Genomic DNA, 19,243 nt, shown 5'->3' with positions numbered 1-19,243 from the left:
GATTTTAGTTATTACTTTTTCTTTTTATTTAAAAACGTATTTGCCAAAACTAGTAAATATACAGCGGAAAAATCGAAAACAGGATACCCTTTCACCTGTCTTCATAAATTATTCATCACTGATGCCCCTGATACTCCAAAATTCTATTCGAGATTGCTATGGCGCCCAAATGCTGCGTTATGGTCGACCTCATTCAGCTTGCTGAACATTAAGCAGATGGTATCGAATAAAATATGAACAGATTGGTCAAATAAAGATCCTAGTGGTTGAATCGTTTGCAGTTCATTTTCGCGGCGATATTTGGTTGCTGCTGGAACATGAATAACCGCTGTAGCTGCAGCTGCCAGCGCTGACTCCGGATTGGTCGTAACCCCAAGCACGGAACAGCCTAGCGATTTGGTCCTCTCCGCCGTCCAAACCACACTCTTGGTAGTTCCCGAACCTGAAACCGCAACCAGGATATCGCCTTCAGCAATGGAAGGTGTGATAGTTTCACCCACCACATATACGGTTGCACCCAAGTGCATTAGTCGCATGGCAAACGATTTGGCCATTAACCCGGATCGCCCTTCACCAATGATAAAAATCCGCTTTGCTTTTTGCAATTCAAGGGCCAGATGTTGAAGCTCTTCCTCGGCCACCTGATCAAGAACCATTTCTATTTCCTTTAAAATCTTTGGAATGATTGACATTTTCTATTCCCCTTTCAATACTGCCTGTTTCAATCTTGCTGCCGCCTGAGTTGGATTGCTGGCTTTGGTAATAGCTGAGCCGACAATGACAACTGAAGGATTCAGGGATTTTCTTAAAGCGGCTAACGATTCAATAGTAATGCCGCCTGCTGCTGCAACTTGAACTTCATTTTCGGTAAAAAGGGCTCCGTTCTTTGTCCCCTTATTCCGCTCACCGGACTCCTCCTGCTCATCCTTGCTTACGTGGGCGCAAAAGATGGCGTCTCGGTAATTCATTAATTCCCTAACCTGATCTTCTGATGTATTTAGCAGATCAAACATGACCTTTTTATTAAAACGAGCGGCAACTTCCATGCAAATATCAATCGTTACGAGCGGCGAAACACCCATGACAGTCGCGACATCAGCTCCCGACCTAAAAGCCATTTCGAATTCATAACGGGCATTGTCAATCGTTTTCATATCAGCGACAATTGTTTTAGCAGGGAAAGCCTGCTTCAACTCACGAACACTGGCCATCCCGAACTCTTTAATAAGAGAGGTCCCCACCTCAATCCAATCAATCGAATCCTCTACCATTCTCGTTATTTGTATGGCATCGGCAATTTCCAGCCGATCCAGAGCAAGTTGTATTTTCATGGTACTAACTCCTTAATTTAATTAAGTAAACCGATTTACTTAATTAATATTGTACTTCCTTGGACTTAATTGAATGAAGAATCACCCGTTAACCAATAAGCTTCGATGATGTCAGACGCCGTCTACACCATCTCGCTCGGAAAGATAAACTTTTGAGGCTCCTTCTCTACTTTATTGATTTGGTCAAATAACAATTCCGCTGCCTTCATTCCCATTTCCGTGGCCGGCTGCATAATAAAGGAGATGGGCTTATCCATCAAATTCGCAAATGGAATATTATCAAAGACAATCAAATCAACATCTTGACCAATCTTCAGTCCCTTACCCTTCAGAAATTCGACCACGGTCAAAAATACCCGGTCATTTCCGGCAAACAGAGCAGTCGGCGGATCCTCCAAGGAAAAGAGTTCCTCCAATTTCCTTTTCATCTCGCCAATGCTTGATTCGATAATAAACTCAGGCCGGATTGGCAGGCCAGCTTCCACCATCGCATTTTTATAGCCCTCCAGACGTTCTTTTCGCGTACTGACGATAAGCGGCTGAACGGCAAATGCAATATGGCGGTGGCCATTTGCAATAAAGCTCTGAATCGCCTTATAAGTGGATTCCCTATTGTCCGTCACCACCGAAAAGGCGTCCAACATCTCCACTTTGCGGTCGACAAACACCACCGGATAACCTTCCTTAATCATTCCTGCATATAATTCCGTATTTAGTTCCGTTGGAAAAATAATCAGCCCATCAACCTGTTTTGCCCGCAGCATTTCGATATAGCGCTTCTCCTTCTCCGGATCATCATCAGCATTGCAAACAATCGCATGCAGGTCATGGTCTTGACAGAAGTCCTCAATCGCGCGGCTGATTTCTGTTGATAAATAGTGCATAATATTCGCCACGATAATGCCCACCATGGAGGTCCTCTTTTGCTTCAAACTCCTTGCGATAAAATTGGGTTGATAACCGAGCCGCTCAATCGCTGCTTCAATCTTGAGCTTTGTTTTTTCCCCCATGTATTCATACCGTTTATTTAAAAATTGAGAAACCGTACTTTTGGATACTCCCGCTTCTCTCGCTACATCGGCCATTGTCACTTTTTCCATACTATCTTCCTCTTTCACCTTGCTTCAATGACTTCATTTTAGCGGTAAATTGGTTGTATTTCCAGTTAAAGAAAAAAAGAAAAGGACGATCCGCTCATCCCCTGGCTAACCGAACCTCTTCCATCAGCCTTCTTGCCTTTAGGGTAACTTCGGCCAAATAAGCCTCTGTCAAAGCCCTTTTGGGATCGACCAAGGAAGTGCCGACTCCAACTGCAACCGCACCTGCTTTCAGATAATCCTTGGCATTCTCCAGGTTGATGCCTCCTGTGGGCATCAGCGGAATCTGCGGCAGCGGACCGGCGATATTTTTGAAATAGCCGGGTCCGAAACTTCCTGCTGGAAATACTTTAATAACATCAGCCCCATGTTCATAAGCGTTCAAAATTTCCGTGGGTGTGAACGCACCTGGAACACTGATCACCCCGTAGCGTTTTGTCATGCGGATGGTTTCGACATTGACCGTCGGGGAAAAAATAAAGCGGGAACCCGCCATAATCGCTGCTCTTGCTGTTTCCGGATCTAGCACGGTTCCTGCTCCCACCAAAAGCCCATCCCCAAACACATCGGCTGCTTTTTCAATGATCGCCAGCGCCTTTGGCGTTTCCATCGTAATTTCAAGAGCCGTGACTCCGCCTTCCTTCAACGCTTCTCCTATTGGAATAATTGACTCCAAGGAAGTGCCGCGCAAGACGGCAACCACTGCTCTTCTTTTGATTTCTTCAACACTCATGAAATCTACTCTCCCTTTAACAGCCAACAGCCTTAGAGATAAACTCTAAAGCTGTTGAACGGTTTTTATGCACTTACTTTTTTATCCATATTATCTTTACCTTGCTTTTTTGCTGCGTTTACCGCCCAAACTGTCAGGATTGCAGATAAGAATAGGGAACCGGCCATAAAGATGTATGACGCAGAAAATCCTCCTGTTGCCCCATTCAAGTAACCAACTACATATGAACCAACAAATGATCCCAATGCACCCATACTATTAATCAAGGCCATCGCGCCGCCGGCAACATTGCGCGGCAGGATTTCAGGAATAATGGCAAAGAATGGACCATACGGAGCATACATCGCACCGCCGGCAATCACTAACAAGACAAATGAAATCCAGAAATGATCCGTACCAATGGCATAAGAGACATAAAAGGCAACCGCGCCAATCAGCAAGAACGGCCAAACAAAGGCATTACGGTTTAATGTTTTATCAGAGAAATAAGAAGCGACCAACATTAAAACGACTGATAGGATATATGGTACAGATGACAGCCAGCCGGTTTCGACAATCCCCATATTCGGGGCTGTTTTAATAATAGATGGAAGCCACATAACAAATCCATAAACACCAATGCTCCATAACGCATACTGGATGCTCAGCAAAATAACCGGTTTTGAACGGAATGCTTCGCCATAGTTTTTAACAGGCTTGATACCTTCCTGCTCTTTTTGCAATTGTTGTTCCAAATCGATTTTTTCTTGTTCGGATAACCAGTTTGCATCTTTTGGTTTATCTTGAACCAATTTCCACCATAAGAAAGCCCAAATAATCGCCGGGATTCCTTCGAGAATAAACATCCATCTCCAGTTAAAAGCATTTAACAGATAACCGGAAACAATCGACATCCATAAGACAGTTGCCGGGTTCCCCAAAATCAGGAAGGTATTGGCACGGGACCTCTCGGCCTTTGTAAACCAATGGCTTAAGAACACTAGCATTGACGGCATAACAGCGCTTTCAACAACCCCCAAAGCAAAACGAATAACAAATAAAAGTTTGACATTGCTAATAAGACCGGTGCAGGATGCTAATGCCCCCCATAAAATCAATGACCAGAAAATCAGTTTCTTCGCGCTCTTTTTTTCCGCATAATGGGCTCCGGGAACCTGGAAAAAGAAATATCCCAAGAAGAATAGCGAACCCAGCAAGGACGAAGTACCTGACGTAATGTTCAAGTCCTTCGCCAAGCCTGCGGCAGCACCGAAGCCATAATTGGCCCGGTCAAGATACGCAAGACTGTAAGTGATAAAGGCAATTGGAATTAAGTAAAACCATCTTTGTTTTGCGATTGTTTGTTTCATCAACATTTCACTCCCTGTAAATAGTTTTTTATATAGTTGTCCAGTTGCAGCTGGGTTGGATAGCCGTCGTTATCCCCAGGACTTTGGACAGCCAATGAACCAATTGCATTTCCTCGTAAAACCGCTTCCCGAATGGATTGCCGCTCAAGCAAGCCACTAATCACACCTACGGCAAAACCATCACCGGCACCAACGGTATCCACTACTTCTTGTACCTTGAAACCCGGGACTGTTTCCTCCATTGCTGCTGTTTTATAAAATGCCCCTTCTTCACCAAGCTTGATGACAACAAGCTCTACACCCTTATCCAGATAAAAAGAAGCAATATCGCGCGGGTGTTTAAAACCTGTTAAGATTTCACCCTCTTCAATTCCCGGCAGCACATAATCTGCCTGGAAAGCAGCCGCATTCATTTCTTTGACCATTTCTTCCCGTGATGACCACAGCGACGGCCTTAGGTTCGGATCAAAGGAGACGGTCCGGCCGTGTTCCTTCATGAACGCCAAAGCGTGCTTTGCAAAAGTTCTTGCCTGTTCCGATATCGCCAAGGGGATCCCAGTCAGATGCATGTGCCGGGCGGAAAGAAAATATTCTTCATTAAAATCACTAACTTGGAGATGGCTTGCAGCAGAGCCTTTCCGGAAATATTGTACCTCCGGATCCCCTTCTGTCACCTTCGATTTCAATTGAAACCCGGTAGGATGTTGTTTATCGGTTAATACCCGCTCGATGTCAACCTTTTCATTCTTCAGCCTCTCCATAATGAATCTGCCAAAGGCATCATTGCCTATTTTGCTGACCCAGCCTGCTTCAAGACCCAATCTTGCCAGTCCGATGGCGACGTTGGTCTCTGCACCTGCAAGCTCCATGGTAAACTGTCTTGCATCATGTAAAGCCCCCGGCTGATCCGCCATAAACATCGCCATCGCTTCTCCAAAGGTTATTACGTCCAACTGTTTCATGACTTAGCCTCGCTTTCCAGTAGTACATCCGTTAGCAAACGAATATATTCCGTCACTTTCTCTTTTGGCTCAATCGGGAATTCCAATGCTTTTATCATTTCAGGTGAAAGCTGGCGCATGATTGTTTTCCAGCTATGGTCCCCGTTCTTCTGCAGCGGCACTGTAATCGGCCCTTTTTCCACCTGCTTCAAATGAAGATAGATAACATAGGGTGAGAGCTCCTCTAAAGCTGCATTTGGATCCTCTTTTGAATAAAACCAGTTCCCGGCGTCGAACGTCATTTTAACCGGAACCCCCTCTTCGTTAGCGCTTTCAAAAAAGGTTTTTAACGATTTGATATTACCACTGTGAAGGGTCTGGTCATTTTCGACAAGCAATTGGATATCTTTTTGCTTATTCAAAAAAGGAATTAGTTCCCCAAGATTTGACTCTGCCTTTTTATAATGTCCAAGGGAGACCTTTAACCACTTTGCTCCAAGGATTTCGCCCTCCTGATACACTTGTCTAATCGCGGCTTCATTGAATTGATGATCCTCTCTCCATAATTCAACGGGAGCGGAATAAACGGTAAAAAGTCCAAACCTGTCAATTTCTTGTTTTATCTTTTCCAACTCTTGTTCATACGACGACAATAGTTCCCGGCGTATTTCTACTCCGAACGCACCTGATTTTGCAATTAATTCTATAAAAGATGCTTGCCCATTCTCTAACACTTCGAAGCTGTCAAAAGAATTTAACGGGACAATCACGTTTTGCATTTTAAAGATCCTTTCTCTTCCAGACATTTAATAAATCGGTTTAGTAAATCGATTTATCTAAAGTGTAAAAGAAATGTAAGCGCTTTTCAACATCTATTTTTTGGTATTCCTGTTCAAAAATTTTTTCTTGTTATCAAAGGTGCCTGACCCCCAATACGTTAATGCATTACCACCCTAGGGGCCAGGCACCAGTTTTATTAGAATTTTGACGCAAAAGCGAGAACGTGGCGGGGATGGCTGGAGAGAAACGGTCCTTTACAAACCAAAAAGAGAGCCAGTTCAAATTTAGAACTGACTCATTTTCTGTAACTTTTCGCTTTGAAATATTTTATTGAACGAGGAATGTCTCATGCTTTTTCATGTTCCAATACCGGGACAAGGAACCTGTCCCTATTGTCCCTGAACCGACTTTTTTAGCAAGTCAATAAACGTTGACATGGTGCTGGTCATTACGCTGTCTTTATGGCGGATAAAGAATTTTTTGGCGGAACTATATTCTTCTGGGATGTTAAAGGAACGCAGCTTTCCTTCTTTCTCCAGTTCTTGAATTGAGGACTTTACTACGAATGACGCCCCCAGGCCGGAAATGACCCCTTGAATGATGGCGTCTGGATTATTAAATTCTAAATATCTTATCTTGTTTATTCCGTTATTTCCCATCCATTCTTCCAGTCGTTCTCGATGCGGACAGCCCTTTGTATTCATAAGAAAGGGTTTATGATAGACTTCCTCAACATGCTTTACATCTGCGGAAGCGATTAGCACGAGCTGCTCCTCCATCACCATCTCCTGTACAAAATGATCATCCAAGTTTTCTGTTTTAACAAATGCACCATGAAGCTCGAAGCGGCGGACCTTCTCTACCAGTACATCTGAATAATCTGTCGTAAGCGCTAATTCTACTTTAGGGTATAGCTTCGAATACTCCGCTAATATAGCAGGAAGATAGTTAGCAGATGAAGTATGAGTAGCTCCAAGCAGCAGCGGTCCAGCCGGTTCCCCTGAATCATTCATAACCATGTGGGCTTCATCTAACAAATGGGTGATTTTCTCAGCATAGCGCAATAATTTCGCACCGTCAGGCGTTAACACCATTCCCCGTTGACGATAAAAAAGCTGTCTATTTAATTCGGATTCTAACTGTTGAATTCTTGCCGTAACGTTTGACTGAACATATCCGAGTACTTGCGCTGCTTTTGTAATACTTCCCGCTTTTGCAACGGCCTGAAAAATTCGAAGTTCCTGACTTTCCATCGTAATGCCCCTCTCTTATATCATTAAAAACGAATCAAAACATCATTTATATTCATTTTACTTGATTCTTTAATTCCTGTACATTGAGGTCAGCAAGATTTTTACATTTAGGAGGAGTTAGAGATGAAAGGGATTTATTTTAATAAATGGGCTGTCCTCGCCGTTGTTACACTTGTATCGTTTGTGACAAATGTCGATGCAACGATTGTGGTGATTGGGCTTCCTTCGCTGATAAACGATTTGCACATTGAGCTTGTAACTGGGATGTGGGTCATTACCTCTTACTTGATTACAAGCACCATTCTCTTGCTTCCAGCAGGCAGATGGGCAGATATAAAAGGGACAAAACGCATTTTTCTATGGGGATTTTTCATTTTTACAATTGCTACTGTCTTGTGCGGGGCATCTACTTCCGGAGCAATGCTGATTATCTTCCGGCTGATACAAGGTATTGGTGCTGCGTTTGCGTTGGCAACTGCCACCCCTATCCTGATGAGAACTTTCCCAAAAGAACAATTAGGGCTCGCTATTGGCATTAACTCAACATCTTGGGTAATCGGCTCCATTATTGGTCCAGTCGCGGGTGGAGCATTGATAAATTCCTTTGGATGGCGCTCCATGTTTTTTGTTTCTGCTCCATTTGGACTCCTGGCTCTAATCGGGGGATGGGTGGTTTTGAAAGAATGGAAAGCTCAACAGTCAGGGAAGACAGATTGGATAGGAGTCTTTACTTTCGGACTTACACTCACAGCTCTTTTACTCGCATTATCCCAAGGTCAATCATGGGGATGGAGCTCACTGCGTACTATTGGTCTTTTCTTAACGGCCATTGTATTGGGATGTGTATTTATTATGGCAGAGCTAAAGGTGCGGGATCCACTTTTTAATCTTTCATTATTTACACATAGACTGTATTCAACGGGATTAGGTATTACGATGAGCTATTGTATAGGATATTTCTCCATTACCCTTCTCCTTGCATTATATCTTCAAGGGGCACAGGGCTTATCTCCTTTAGAGACGGGATTATTACTTGTTCCACTATCGCTTCCTCAACTTATCATGGGCCCCCTTGGAGGCAAGCTTGCAGACAGCTTCGGGGCTATCCGGGTACTCATGGTCGGGATGATCTTAATCGCTTTTTCTCTTTTATTACTAGGAAATCTCGGAAACCATTTATCTGCTGTTAAAGTAATCATTCCCTTATTGATTATTTCTATAGCCAATGGATTCGCCTGGCCGTCATTAGCCAAAACGGTATTATCCTCCGCTCCCTCCAAACACGCTGGAGCAGCATCAGGAATGTTCTATACCGTCTACAATATTGGCCGAGTAGGCAGCCAAACCGTAACCCTCCTTTTGCTTCACTTAGTCGTTTCACCCGCTGTGGCATCACAAGCATTTTTAGGAACACACATTAATGGAGATACAACCAAAGATTCGCTTGTCCATGTAACAGACATCGGATTTCGGGTCTATACGCTATTCTTTATCGCGGCCCTGTTGCTTACTATAGGGATGCTTAGGAATCAAAAACAAAAACTTGTTTTCAAAAAAGTTGATGAACACACTTCATGATGGAAATTAATCAAGGGAAGCTAATTTCACAATATGGTTGCTAAGGAACGAGGGGAATATTAAAACAAAAAAAGAGCCAGTTCAAATTTAGAACTGACTCTTTTTCTGTAACTTTTCTTTTAAAAAGTGTAAAGTTGGAATAAAAAAATCCATCCACTGCCCAAGCAGATATCGTTTACAAGGAAGAATTACGCAAATCATGGATATCTCTTATCGGAGGACGTCCAAATAAGCGAGCATACTCTCGATTAAATTGGGAAGGACTTTCATACCCGACTCGAAATCCTGCATTAGCCGCATCCAGATTTTCCGTAAGGAGCAGCCGTCGTGCAGTTTGCAGGCGAATCACCTTTTGATATTGCAAAGGGCTCATCGCCGTTACTTTTTTGAAATGTTTGTGCAAGGTCCGCGGACTCATCTTGACCGTTTTAGCCAACTCCGCAACGGCTAAAGGTTCTGAATAATTTTGGTTGATCCATTCTATCGCTTCAGAAATACAATGGGCATAGCTTCCAATCATAGCATATTGCTTCAGCAGCTCTCCCTTCTCACTTTGAAGGACCCGGTAAAATATCTCCTTAATTATTAGAGGAGCTAGCACTTCAATATCTGAGGGTGTTTCCAGAAGTTTCACAAGGCGTAAAACTGCATTGAGCAAGTCTGAAGTAGACGGATTTGTTAGGATTCCTCGGTCAGTCATAGTCTTTTTCGAAGGGCTGGATGTCCTCGTAATATCGAGAAGAATATCCGGATGAAAGGTCAGTTGTAAGCTTAGGTACGGATGGCTTGTTGATGCTTGAATGATTTGCCCGATTACTGGCAGGTGAACGGAAGAGACCAAATAACACCCTGGATCAACATGATATCTTTCGTTGGCCAATTCAACCGTTTTCGAACCTTGGACCACGAAGTAAAGGGAAGGGAGGCTGTTGCTGTAAACTGGCTCAGACGGCTGTGATTTACGTCTGAAATATAGCTCTGGAATTGCCGTGTTGTGTACGCCATCCTTACGTGTATGACAGTCAATATACCAGGCTAGTTCAGAAATGAGCGATTTCAAGTTTATGCACCTACCTCTTTTATCCAAATCAAATCAGATAAAGTCATTATATTAATCCATGCGGGATTAGGCAAGAAACGGGCATGAATAGTCTACCTGATAAATCCTCACCTTTCTTATAATGAATCGTGTAAGAATAATATTTACAAGAAAGAAGTGGTGAGTGTGTCTGGAATAAAAGATAAAGTTATTGTTATTACCGGCGCTAGCAGCGGAATTGGTGAAGCAACGGCCATGCTGCTTGCGGAAAGAGGAGCAAAAATCGTACTTGGCGCGCGCCGATTGGATCGGCTTGAAGCTTTAGCAAACCGCATTGAAACGGCCGGTGGCAAAGCAGCTTATGCAGCTGCTGACGTTAGACATTCCAAGGACCTGTCAGGCCTTGTCCAATTGGCACTCGAGAAATTTGGCAAGCTTGATGTTCTTGTCAATAATGCCGGTTTCATGCCCATGTCTCCCCTTGACGATTTGCGGATCGAAGAGTGGGAAGCCATGATCGACATCAATATTAAAGGAGTCCTATATGGGATAGCAGCAGCACTACCCACTTTTCGGGATCAGGGCTCCGGACATTTTATTAATATTGCTTCTACGGCAGCTTATCGCATTCTGCCTAATATGTCGGTTTATGCAGGCACGAAGCTTGCCGTACGCGCGATTTCTGAGGGCCTGCGCCAAGAGGCCGGAGATAAACTGCGCGTAACGACCATTTCACCCGGATTCACAAGCACACCCGGATCCACACGATCCGATGCACTCGAAGCCATAAAGGACCCGGATATGAAAGCCAAACTCGAAGCTTACCAGAACATCGGACTATCCCCCTACTCGATTGCTAACGCTATTGCGTTCGCAATTGAGCAACCGAATGATGTGGACGTCAGTGAATTGGTGGTTCGCCCAACAGCACAAGGATAGCATCTAAAACACATAGTGTTAGCCCCACAAAAAAGAGTCTCATTTTGAGACTCTTTTTTCTCTTACACCCTATTTTAGAATGGTTAAGATTCATGTTTTAACTTTATTATTTGCTTTACTTCTATTTATGATACGGTCCACCGTAACGTATCTAAATAAGGTTTTTGTACTTTTAAAAGTATTTGTCTTATTTATTTTAATTCACTTGTCATGTAAGAAGTTAAGTCTTAAGTTGCCCGCATTATTTTTTTGTAGAAATGTATTTTTTCACTACATTGTAGACATAATCCTGACATGGTCCAGCGGTATTTGGATTGTACGCACCGTCATTTGTTTTATTATTGGATAGTACTCTAATATCAAGGAAAGGTATATTATATTCATTAGCGATTTGTGCTTCTGAGAATCCTTCCATTTCTTCTGCAGATGTACCGAAGTTTTCGTGGAAATATTTAATTCTATCAAGTTCATTATTCCAAATGTCTGCAGAACCTATCGTGCCCTCAACTACCTTGCCATTCGTATATTGATCTTTTACTGCATTTGCAGCTGAAAGTAAGTCCTGATCTGCATCATAATAACGAATTTTTTCAGCATCTGAGCTTGAACCGCTGCCTTCAGAAGCCATTAAATCCATCGGTTTCCATTGAGTTGTGTCAACTCCTTGGCCTTCACCCTTTATTTCTGTTTTAAATGAAGCCAAGTGTACCGTTTTTTCACCCAACACAATATCAGCTACATGTAATTTTGGATCATGTCCGCCTGCTGTTCCTTGATTGATGATGGCAATAGGTTTATATCTTTCAATAGCAACTGCAGTAGCCGCTGCTGCGTTTTCCATTCCTTTGCCTGTTTTAACAACAATGACCGGATAATGATCTAAAGTGCCTTTATAAAATTCAAATTTTCCTGACTTTTCTTCCTTAACATTTTGCAGCTTTTTCGCGAAATTTTGAACTTCTATTGGCATTGCCCCTTCAATTAGGATAGGTTTTTTGGCTTTTTTTGTACCGGCTACGCTAGCGGAATTAGCACTCCACCCTCCTAATGCTAATAAAAGCACTGCGCTAATCGTGATGACACCAAGTTTATTAAAGAATATCTTTTTCATAAACAACCTCTCCTTAAAAAGTATTATTTCTTTTTCTATTGAACTCTCTGATTGTTTAATTTCCCTATCTAGCATTTTAGGGAAATAAAAATGGCCCAGAAAATGTAGAAACTTATCTACCTTCTGGACCTACTCAAGTTAAAGTATAAAAAACTAGGCAAAAAACACCTAATTAGTACATTTCAGCAGTTATAAAAGCCGAAAGTCCCATAACTTTAACTCGTAGTCCAGTTCTTTATTGGGAACTTGGTAGAGACGCTCAGACCATATTACTGAGTATATACGAGTATCGAAATTTAACTATAATACTATTGTAATTTAACAAAATCTCAATAGACAGTCAACAAAAAGGTGAACATTCATTTAATAAATTGATAGGAATGTTCGGTTATTGTACATTTACCTGCTAAGTTTTTTAAAACAGTGAAGTTTAGAGTTTTTTATCCTATTCCTAAGGTTATACCATTGGTACCTCACCACCAGTACGTTAATGCTTTTCCGTACTGCTGGGGCACCAATTTCTCACTTATTTATAATACGGTTCCACATGTGGCCCTCATCTTTCCTCCTTTTGATTGATGAATGCGGCAAAAGAAAAATAAGCGGAGTTTTTCCGGCTAAATACAGAATGGAGCTCGTTTCGAGGTAAATAAACGGAGATTTCCGGTTATGCAAAGCAAAATACCACATTTTTAGTTTTTCATGTCAATAAGCGGAATTTCTCCGTCTATTTGAGCTTTTTTTATTAAAATCTCTAATTAATCGGAATTCTTCCGTCTAATAATCAGACCGGGCCCTTAACTTGATCCCCTAACCGATAAGAGCGGGTCCTTATAGTCCCAGATGCGGGGATTAGCATCTTTTTTTCTACCAGTTGAGAAAGTACTTTTTTTACCGTTTTGTCACTTAGCTTTAAATACTTCTCGACTTCTGTTGGGGATATGTCTTCTCCTTTTCGAATTACTAGCCGGAGCACTTCCTTTTCAAGAAAGGAAAGAGAAGTCTGGTCCAAATCATCACCCAGCCATCGCCCTATCAATTGCTGAACAACCTGTTGGCATCTGCGTGGCTTCTCTTTCACTTGGTCAAAAGAAAAGCGAATCACAGCCCATCCATCAATCACCAACTGGTTTTGACGTTCCAGGTTGTCGGAAAATTGCCATCTGCTTATGTTCTTTAAGTGAGGTCCATACCCGTCGATCTCGAAGCAAATTCGCATAGAGGGACGAATATATGCAAAATCCAAATACCTTTTGCCATCCTTGTAATCCTCAATTTCATATTCAGGATGAAGATATTTTAATTGGTAAAATAATGGCCACCATACTTGTTTCAGAAATACCTTTTCAGCATGATTATGACCTTCTTGTAAGCGACGCAACCGTTCACCGCTTCTTGACTGTAAGTGAGCTTTCAAAAAGGTCTGGTATTCTTCTTCAAATTTCATGAATCCCTCTCCTATCTATAAAAACATTTTTACAGCATAGGCAATTTTCGGACATTTTTTGTAAAACTATGAAAATTAAAAAAGGGTAGTTGTTAGTTAAAAAAGCGGATTAATTTGAAATTTATTGGAGGGTTATATACAGAAATTAAGAATTGTGGAGTAGCAAAAAAATTGGTGCCTTATCCCCACTGTATTAAAGAGATACTGCGTTAAGGGGCCATAATCTAAAACTCTTTACTTCATCTCACCACTTCAATTTTTAAATCGCTGAAGTTCTTCTTTACACCTATGAACAAAATCAAATAACTCAGGTTCTATATTCATTTTTATTTCCTTAAGCACTTCCGACATCAATTTAAAAAGCTCTTGACTATCCGGAACTGCACCAAGGGCCTTTCTTGCCAATCTCTCTATATTCTCTGCTGCATGCCCATCTCTTCTAATCCAATATTTCAAGTTAAGAATCCATAATTTCAAAAGGTGGTGGTATTTATTCACCGAAACTTCTCTCAAGGAAGGATGATGAGGGGATGCAAAAACTTGAATGTCTACAATCCAAAATATTGGAACATCCTTAAGAACGAACGTGATCACATAATCATCAGGCAGCAGACTTGGACTCCAATCAAAAAATAAGACATTGAAGTTCTTCTCCATCATAATGGGAATGCTTCTTGCAAATTCGCCATTATCATGGCCAGAAACATCAACCCCGATATCAATATCAGAGTATTTATCCATCTCCTCAGGTCTCGAGATACTTCCCCTTAAGAAAGCCTTACTAACCTTTTGATCCCTATTAAACATACTGATAATATCATTTGCTATTTCTAATCTGGCATCTAACAAACGCATCCCCCTAGCTTTATGGCTATTGAACTAAACCGCCCTTCTATGAAACAGGAATATCATCTGGATACAAATGTTTTAAAATGGCCAGGACATAAGTGGGATTAGCTTCCGAAGCACCTGTTTGACGTAATATTGCTGGACTTAAAGAGGAGATAGATCCTAGTTTAAGAGCCTTCTCAAAATCGATTCTTTGAATATTCCTTACCTTCCCCGAACTCTCGACTCGAATGACACATTTATGATCTTTGACATCAAGTATGTGAAAAGGTTTGTGTTTTGCGAAAGTATGAATCGTGCACCCTTTAAGAGCCCCTATTCTATCCCACAACATAATAAGCCTCCTTATCAATTGTTTAATAGGAAATCCTACGACATGATTATCTCCATATTACCACAAAAACAGGAATTATTTTACATATTACTACATAACAACTACCATATAATCCAATAAATGATAAAATAAACCTACTAGACTCCCCTAAAGAGGTGGCACCCCGTGATCATTTATGAAGCAACTAAACTTGAATTTATATCTGACGTGACGAATGAACTTCTCGTTGAACGCCTATACGAGTCGTACCAAAAGAAAATTGGACGGACATCTAAAAGTGAAATCAACTCTTGGGAGAATTCCCTTCATCGCATGTCCAATGTGATGCAGGATCCTGATATTCCCGAGGATACTTCTGTCGCAATCGAATTTAAGATTCCCAATACATCTAAACGTGTGGATTTCTTAGTTGCCGGGCATGACGGTACTCAAGACCACGTCGTCATTGTGGAATTGAAACAGTGGTCTGAGGTTGAGAAGGTAACAACCAAAGATGCACTTGTGTCCACCTATCTCGGTGGGAGCAAACGCACAGTGACGCATCCCTCCTATCAAGCATGGTCATACGCCGCTCTGATTCATGACTTTAACCAAAATGTACAGGACCAGCATATTTTGCTGAATCCATGTGCCTACTTACATAATTATCGTAAGTCTGAAAATGATCCATTAACGGATGACCATTACGCTGACCATTTGGAAAAAGCTCCTGTTTTTACAAAAGGAGAGATTCAGAAATTAAGAGATTTCATCAAAAAGTATGTCCGTTACGGCGACCGCAGCCAGTTAATCTATCAAATAGAACACGGTAAAATCCGTCCATCTAAGTCGTTGCAGGATTCGCTTGCGGCGATGTTGAAAGGCAATCAGGAGTTCGTTTTGATTGATGAGCAGAAAGTGTTTTATGAAGATGCCTTTCATCTAGCGCTAGAGAGTATTAAAAATAATCAAAAGAGCGTCATGGTGATCGAAGGCGGACCAGGCACAGGCAAGTCCGTCATGGCCGTCAATCTTCTAGTCAACCTCATTAATGAAGGGTTAACAGCACTCTATGTGTCAAAGAATTCCGCCCCCCGTAATGTGTATGCTTCTAAGTTAAAAGGAACAATGAAGAAAACGCAGATTGACAACCTGTTTAAAGGCTCAGGAAGCTTTACAGAATCCGATAAAAATGAATTTGATGTGCTGATTATCGACGAAGCCCACCGATTAAATGAAAAATCAGGACTCTTTAGCAATCTAGGAGAAAATCAAATAAAAGAAGTAATCAACTCATCTAAATTCACGATATTCTTTATCGATGAAAATCAAAAGGTTACGTTAAAAGACATCGGCAGTATTGACCTGATCAAAAGATATGCGAAAGAATTACAGTCTGAATTAATTCAGGGGAAGCTTATTTCACAGTTCCGCTGCGACGGATCGGATGCCTACATTGCATGGCTGGATGACCTCCTTCAAATCAGGGAAACCGCCAACGCAAATGACCGCGGACTTGATTATGATTTCCGGGTATTCGATGACCCGAATGAAATGTTGAAAGAAATTGAAGAACTGAATAAGAAAAACAACAAATCTCGTATGCTCGCCGGCTACTGTTGGGAATGGCCGAAAAATGGACGGACTAGTACACTCCATAAAGACATCGTCATTCCAGAGCACAATTTCAGCATCAGCTGGAACCTATCTGACAGCATCTGGGCTATCGAACAGGATTCAGTTTCCCAAGCAGGCTGCATCCATACTTCTCAAGGACTTGAGTTTGATTATGTCGGAGTAATAATTGGGCCAGACCTTACTTTTGAGGACGGTCAAGTAATTACTGACTATACCAAGCGGGCGAAAACGGATCAGTCTCTAAAAGGGATTAAGACCATAGCAAAAGAGGAGCCAGAAAAAGCTCAAGCAATAGCTGATCGAATTATCCGGAATACGTATCGAACATTGATGACGCGAGGTCAAAAAGGCTGCTTTGTTTTCTGCACCGATCCTGAGTTGAATGACTACTTTAGAGAGCGATTGAGTATGTCTGCTGCTTATGAGGACTTGTCTCCTAGGCATGTGGAGATGGTAGCGGAGGAAAGCGAGAAGTATTAAAACGAAAAGCCAGTTCAGAACTGGCTTTTCGCGCCTTATTATTCTCTATTTATGATAAGTTTCCTGGCAACTTACCTAAAATTGATATTGAATACGAACGTCATTATTTGTAAAATTTATCTTTTTTATTTAAGGAAACAATTTTAATTAATATTATTATCAAAGTTAACACATAAAAAAAACTAAAAAACATAGAAAACAATGATAATATCGAAGTGTGATGAAACCCATAGATGAGCTTATCTATTTCAGAAATATCTTGGGGATTTATAGCATTCTTGTTGAATACTAGTAATGATTTCCAATCATCCCTTAACATTAAGTTACTAGCATGCCATCCAAAAATGAAAAGTGAATATAATAATAATCCTAAAAAGAATATTATTTGTGAAATTAAAATCAATTTCTTCATAATCCATTTTCCCCTTTTCGAAATGGTAATACTGCCACTTTAGTGTAATATTACACTAACCTCTTTTATTTTTCAACCTTTTTTTTTCAATCAGATTATATTTTAACCACTTAAATTCCCATTATTTTTACGATTGGTGCCAGATCCCCAGTACAATAATACTTTGCCATACTGGAGATCAGGCACCCATTTCTAAGGATTTGTCGCCTAGACAACGGGGAATGGTTGCAGAGGAAAGAGGAGAGTATTAATCAAAAAGCCAGTTCAAAAATATGAACTGGCTTTTCGCAGCTTTGTAAGGCTCTATTTATGAAAAGTTTGCCGATAACTTACCTAAAGTCGATTTTTAAACTGCACTCAAGTATAGGTCTAAGGATGCCTCTACTTCTTTAGCTATGAGCTCTACAAAATCACCATAATCCTCAGTTGTATGGGATTTATCTAATGCATTGTAGTAGGCTAAACGATTTTCAACGCGGATAATAATCGGCGGATAGCCCGATTTCATTAATTCTAAGTTTAATAAAAGCCTTGAAGTTCGCCCATTTCCATCAATAAAAGGATGAATCCCTACAAAGATGGCATGCAACATTGCTCCTCTAATAATGGGATGTAATTGATGGGCTTCACCCTCATACCAACTCATTAACGTATTCATTTGTTCTTGAATTTTAAATGGTGGAGGCGGTGTGTGAACAGCCCCTGAAATAAATACTTGCTGATTTCGATACACACCAGCATATTCGTCATCAATCCCCTTTAAAACGAGGCGATGCAAATTTTTAATTTGCCATTCTGAAAAGGACTCCTCTTTATGCACAATATTTTCTACATAAGAAATCGCATCTCTGTGATTGATGACCTCTAAATGCTCTCGCATCGTTTTACCACCAACAGTAATTCCTTCAAGTACTATTTTCGTTTCATTGATTGTTAACGTATTTCCTTCAATCGCATTTGAATTATATGTCCATTCTAAGAATAACTTTTCGCGTAAGCTTTGGACTGTATATTTAGGTAGTGGGCGTTTAGCATCTAGCTGCTGCTTTTTAAAGTCAATTTTTCCGAACATCATTTCATCTCCTTAAATAGATGATTTATTACTACTTATAATAATATAAATTACCCTTTAAAAGCATCAGCCCTTCAAAATTTTACCTTTACTATTGATAAAATCCTACCTGAATAGAGTTCATACTCTTTCTAGTAGGATTTTTTGCTAAACTTTAATAACCATTGAAAGTTTTTGCTATTGTATCATTCGCTGTATTAAAAAACCCACTCACTTATGATACGGCTCCCCACACTTATTTAAAGGTAATGTCTTTATTAAACATCTACAAAATAATAATTAAAAAAGCTGTTTGAGAAATCTTCATACTCATCACAAACAGCTTTTTATCTTTTGTTTAATGTTACAGGGAAGTCCCCTTTAATCCAATATTTACTTTGGTAGTTTTAAATACCAATCTATTTGGTCTTTTAAATCCCCCTTTGGGGAAAATCCAAGTCTTTTCCAAAACCGTCTTCCATCCTCATCCCTTGTATCTAAGGTAATGTATTGAAAATTAGTGGTTGCAACTTCTTTTATAAAATGTTTTATTATCCTACTTCCAATTCCAATATTTTTAGGCTCCACCATAAAAAAACAAATTTTCAAATTCGCCTGATCACACTCATGATGATTTAACTCCCAATCTCTTTTTAAAGCAATAGTGAGTTGAAATCCCACTGACTTATAATAAATATAAGTAACCCTTTTATTGAAGTCTATAGGGATATGATTATTAATGATTACCTCTCTATCAAGCATGGAGGTAAAATCCTGTGCCAGTCGATAAAACAATTTTTGTTCCTCCAGCTCACTTAATTTTCTCTTTTCATGCAGTGGTTTAGGAAAATGCCAGATTATATGTTCCATCTCTCATTTGCCCCCTTATTATTTCTCTAATA

General features: G+C 40.7%; 19 protein-coding genes and 1 riboswitch. Of the genes, 3 read left to right on the top strand and 16 right to left on the bottom strand.

Going from position 1 to position 19,243, the window contains the following annotated elements:
• Positions 1-143 precede the first annotated feature (143 nt).
• The 8 genes from hxlB to DFR59_RS14835 all read right to left on the bottom strand — a co-directional run bounded on the left by hxlB (position 144) and on the right by DFR59_RS14835 (position 7,484).
• The gene (gene hxlB, locus DFR59_RS14870; RefSeq protein WP_114746460.1) at positions 144-692 is read right to left on the bottom strand and encodes a 6-phospho-3-hexuloisomerase; all 549 of its coding nucleotides are present in this window, start codon (positions 690-692) and stop codon (positions 144-146) included.
• A 3-nt stretch (positions 693-695) separates the two neighbouring features.
• Positions 696-1,331: a 3-hexulose-6-phosphate synthase gene (gene hxlA / locus DFR59_RS14865; RefSeq protein WP_114746459.1), complete on the bottom strand. Its 636-nt coding sequence runs from the start codon at positions 1,329-1,331 to the stop codon at positions 696-698.
• Positions 1,332-1,453: 122 nt separating this feature from the next.
• Positions 1,454-2,431 (bottom strand): LacI family DNA-binding transcriptional regulator, encoded by a 978-nt coding sequence (locus tag DFR59_RS14860; RefSeq protein WP_114746458.1) that lies wholly within the window; start codon positions 2,429-2,431, stop codon positions 1,454-1,456.
• Between the two features lie 94 nt (positions 2,432-2,525).
• Entirely contained in the window at positions 2,526-3,161 is a 636-nt protein-coding gene (locus DFR59_RS14855) for a bifunctional 4-hydroxy-2-oxoglutarate aldolase/2-dehydro-3-deoxy-phosphogluconate aldolase (protein WP_114746457.1), read from the bottom strand.
• A gap of 65 nt (positions 3,162-3,226) precedes the next feature.
• A complete protein-coding gene (locus tag DFR59_RS14850; RefSeq protein ID WP_114746456.1) occupies positions 3,227-4,510 on the bottom strand; it encodes an MFS transporter in 1,284 nt (427 codons plus the stop codon).
• Positions 4,510-5,472, bottom strand: a complete 963-nt coding sequence (locus DFR59_RS14845) for a sugar kinase (protein WP_114746455.1) — start codon at positions 5,470-5,472, stop codon at positions 4,510-4,512. Before DFR59_RS14845 ends, DFR59_RS14850 begins: the two co-directional genes overlap by 1 nt.
• On the bottom strand, positions 5,469-6,230 hold the full coding sequence (locus DFR59_RS14840; RefSeq protein WP_158538400.1) for a sugar phosphate isomerase/epimerase family protein: 762 nt from the start codon (positions 6,228-6,230) through the stop codon (positions 5,469-5,471). The genes DFR59_RS14845 and DFR59_RS14840 overlap by 4 nt, the downstream gene beginning before the upstream one ends.
• Before the next feature lie 390 nt (positions 6,231-6,620).
• Entirely contained in the window at positions 6,621-7,484 is an 864-nt protein-coding gene (locus DFR59_RS14835; RefSeq protein WP_114746453.1) for a LysR family transcriptional regulator, read from the bottom strand.
• A 123-nt stretch (positions 7,485-7,607) separates the two neighbouring features.
• On the opposite strand from DFR59_RS14835, the gene DFR59_RS14830 reads away from it, so the two are divergent.
• Positions 7,608-9,062 carry an MFS transporter gene (locus DFR59_RS14830; protein ID WP_114746452.1) on the top strand — a complete coding sequence of 485 codons (1,455 nt, stop codon included), beginning with the start codon at positions 7,608-7,610 and terminating at the stop codon, positions 9,060-9,062.
• Between the two features lie 175 nt (positions 9,063-9,237).
• Here the strand turns inward: DFR59_RS14830 and DFR59_RS14825 are convergent, their stop codons facing one another.
• Complete coding sequence (locus DFR59_RS14825; RefSeq protein ID WP_114746451.1) at positions 9,238-10,122, bottom strand: AraC family transcriptional regulator; 885 nt, start codon at positions 10,120-10,122, stop codon at positions 9,238-9,240.
• Between the two features lie 165 nt (positions 10,123-10,287).
• Here DFR59_RS14825 and DFR59_RS14820 point away from each other — a divergent pair, with 165 nt between their 5' ends.
• Positions 10,288-11,040 (top strand): SDR family oxidoreductase, encoded by a 753-nt coding sequence (locus DFR59_RS14820; RefSeq protein WP_114746450.1) that lies wholly within the window; start codon positions 10,288-10,290, stop codon positions 11,038-11,040.
• 241 nt (positions 11,041-11,281) lie between these two features.
• On the opposite strand, the gene DFR59_RS14815 is transcribed toward DFR59_RS14820, so the two are convergent.
• From DFR59_RS14815 to DFR59_RS14800, 4 genes are all read right to left on the bottom strand, one after another.
• A complete protein-coding gene (locus tag DFR59_RS14815) occupies positions 11,282-12,151 on the bottom strand; it encodes a 5'-methylthioadenosine/S-adenosylhomocysteine nucleosidase (RefSeq protein WP_114746449.1) in 870 nt (289 codons plus the stop codon).
• A 203-nt stretch (positions 12,152-12,354) separates the two neighbouring features.
• Positions 12,355-12,457, bottom strand: a riboswitch (purine riboswitch).
• A gap of 478 nt (positions 12,458-12,935) precedes the next feature.
• On the bottom strand, positions 12,936-13,598 hold the full coding sequence (locus DFR59_RS14810) for a DNA-binding response regulator (RefSeq protein WP_114746448.1): 663 nt from the start codon (positions 13,596-13,598) through the stop codon (positions 12,936-12,938).
• Between the two features lie 252 nt (positions 13,599-13,850).
• Positions 13,851-14,447, bottom strand: a complete 597-nt coding sequence (locus tag DFR59_RS14805) for a hypothetical protein (protein ID WP_114746447.1) — start codon at positions 14,445-14,447, stop codon at positions 13,851-13,853.
• 43 nt (positions 14,448-14,490) lie between these two features.
• Positions 14,491-14,781, bottom strand: a complete 291-nt coding sequence (locus tag DFR59_RS14800) for a hypothetical protein (RefSeq protein ID WP_114746446.1) — start codon at positions 14,779-14,781, stop codon at positions 14,491-14,493.
• A 165-nt stretch (positions 14,782-14,946) separates the two neighbouring features.
• On the opposite strand from DFR59_RS14800, the gene DFR59_RS14795 reads away from it, so the two are divergent.
• Positions 14,947-16,878, top strand: a complete 1,932-nt coding sequence (locus tag DFR59_RS14795) for a DUF2075 domain-containing protein (protein WP_114746445.1) — start codon at positions 14,947-14,949, stop codon at positions 16,876-16,878.
• Positions 16,879-16,981: 103 nt separating this feature from the next.
• Here DFR59_RS14795 and DFR59_RS14790 read toward each other — a convergent pair whose 3' ends face one another.
• The 3 genes from DFR59_RS14790 to DFR59_RS14780 all read right to left on the bottom strand — a co-directional run bounded on the left by DFR59_RS14790 (position 16,982) and on the right by DFR59_RS14780 (position 19,211).
• Positions 16,982-17,290 carry a DUF4306 domain-containing protein gene (locus tag DFR59_RS14790; protein ID WP_114746444.1) on the bottom strand — a complete coding sequence of 103 codons (309 nt, stop codon included), beginning with the start codon at positions 17,288-17,290 and terminating at the stop codon, positions 16,982-16,984.
• Between the two features lie 346 nt (positions 17,291-17,636).
• Positions 17,637-18,362 carry a Fic family protein gene (locus DFR59_RS14785; protein WP_114746443.1) on the bottom strand — a complete coding sequence of 242 codons (726 nt, stop codon included), beginning with the start codon at positions 18,360-18,362 and terminating at the stop codon, positions 17,637-17,639.
• Between the two features lie 372 nt (positions 18,363-18,734).
• On the bottom strand, positions 18,735-19,211 hold the full coding sequence (locus DFR59_RS14780; RefSeq protein WP_114746442.1) for a GNAT family N-acetyltransferase: 477 nt from the start codon (positions 19,209-19,211) through the stop codon (positions 18,735-18,737).
• Between the last annotated feature and the right edge of the window lie 32 nt (positions 19,212-19,243).

Origin of the sequence: Falsibacillus pallidus, assembly GCF_003350505.1 — a bacterium.
In the GTDB taxonomy this organism is placed as follows: domain Bacteria; phylum Bacillota; class Bacilli; order Bacillales; family DSM-25281; genus Falsibacillus; species Falsibacillus pallidus.
The sequence above is the reverse complement of the archived record's forward strand: the minus strand, read 5'-3'. Positions and strand labels throughout refer to the sequence as shown.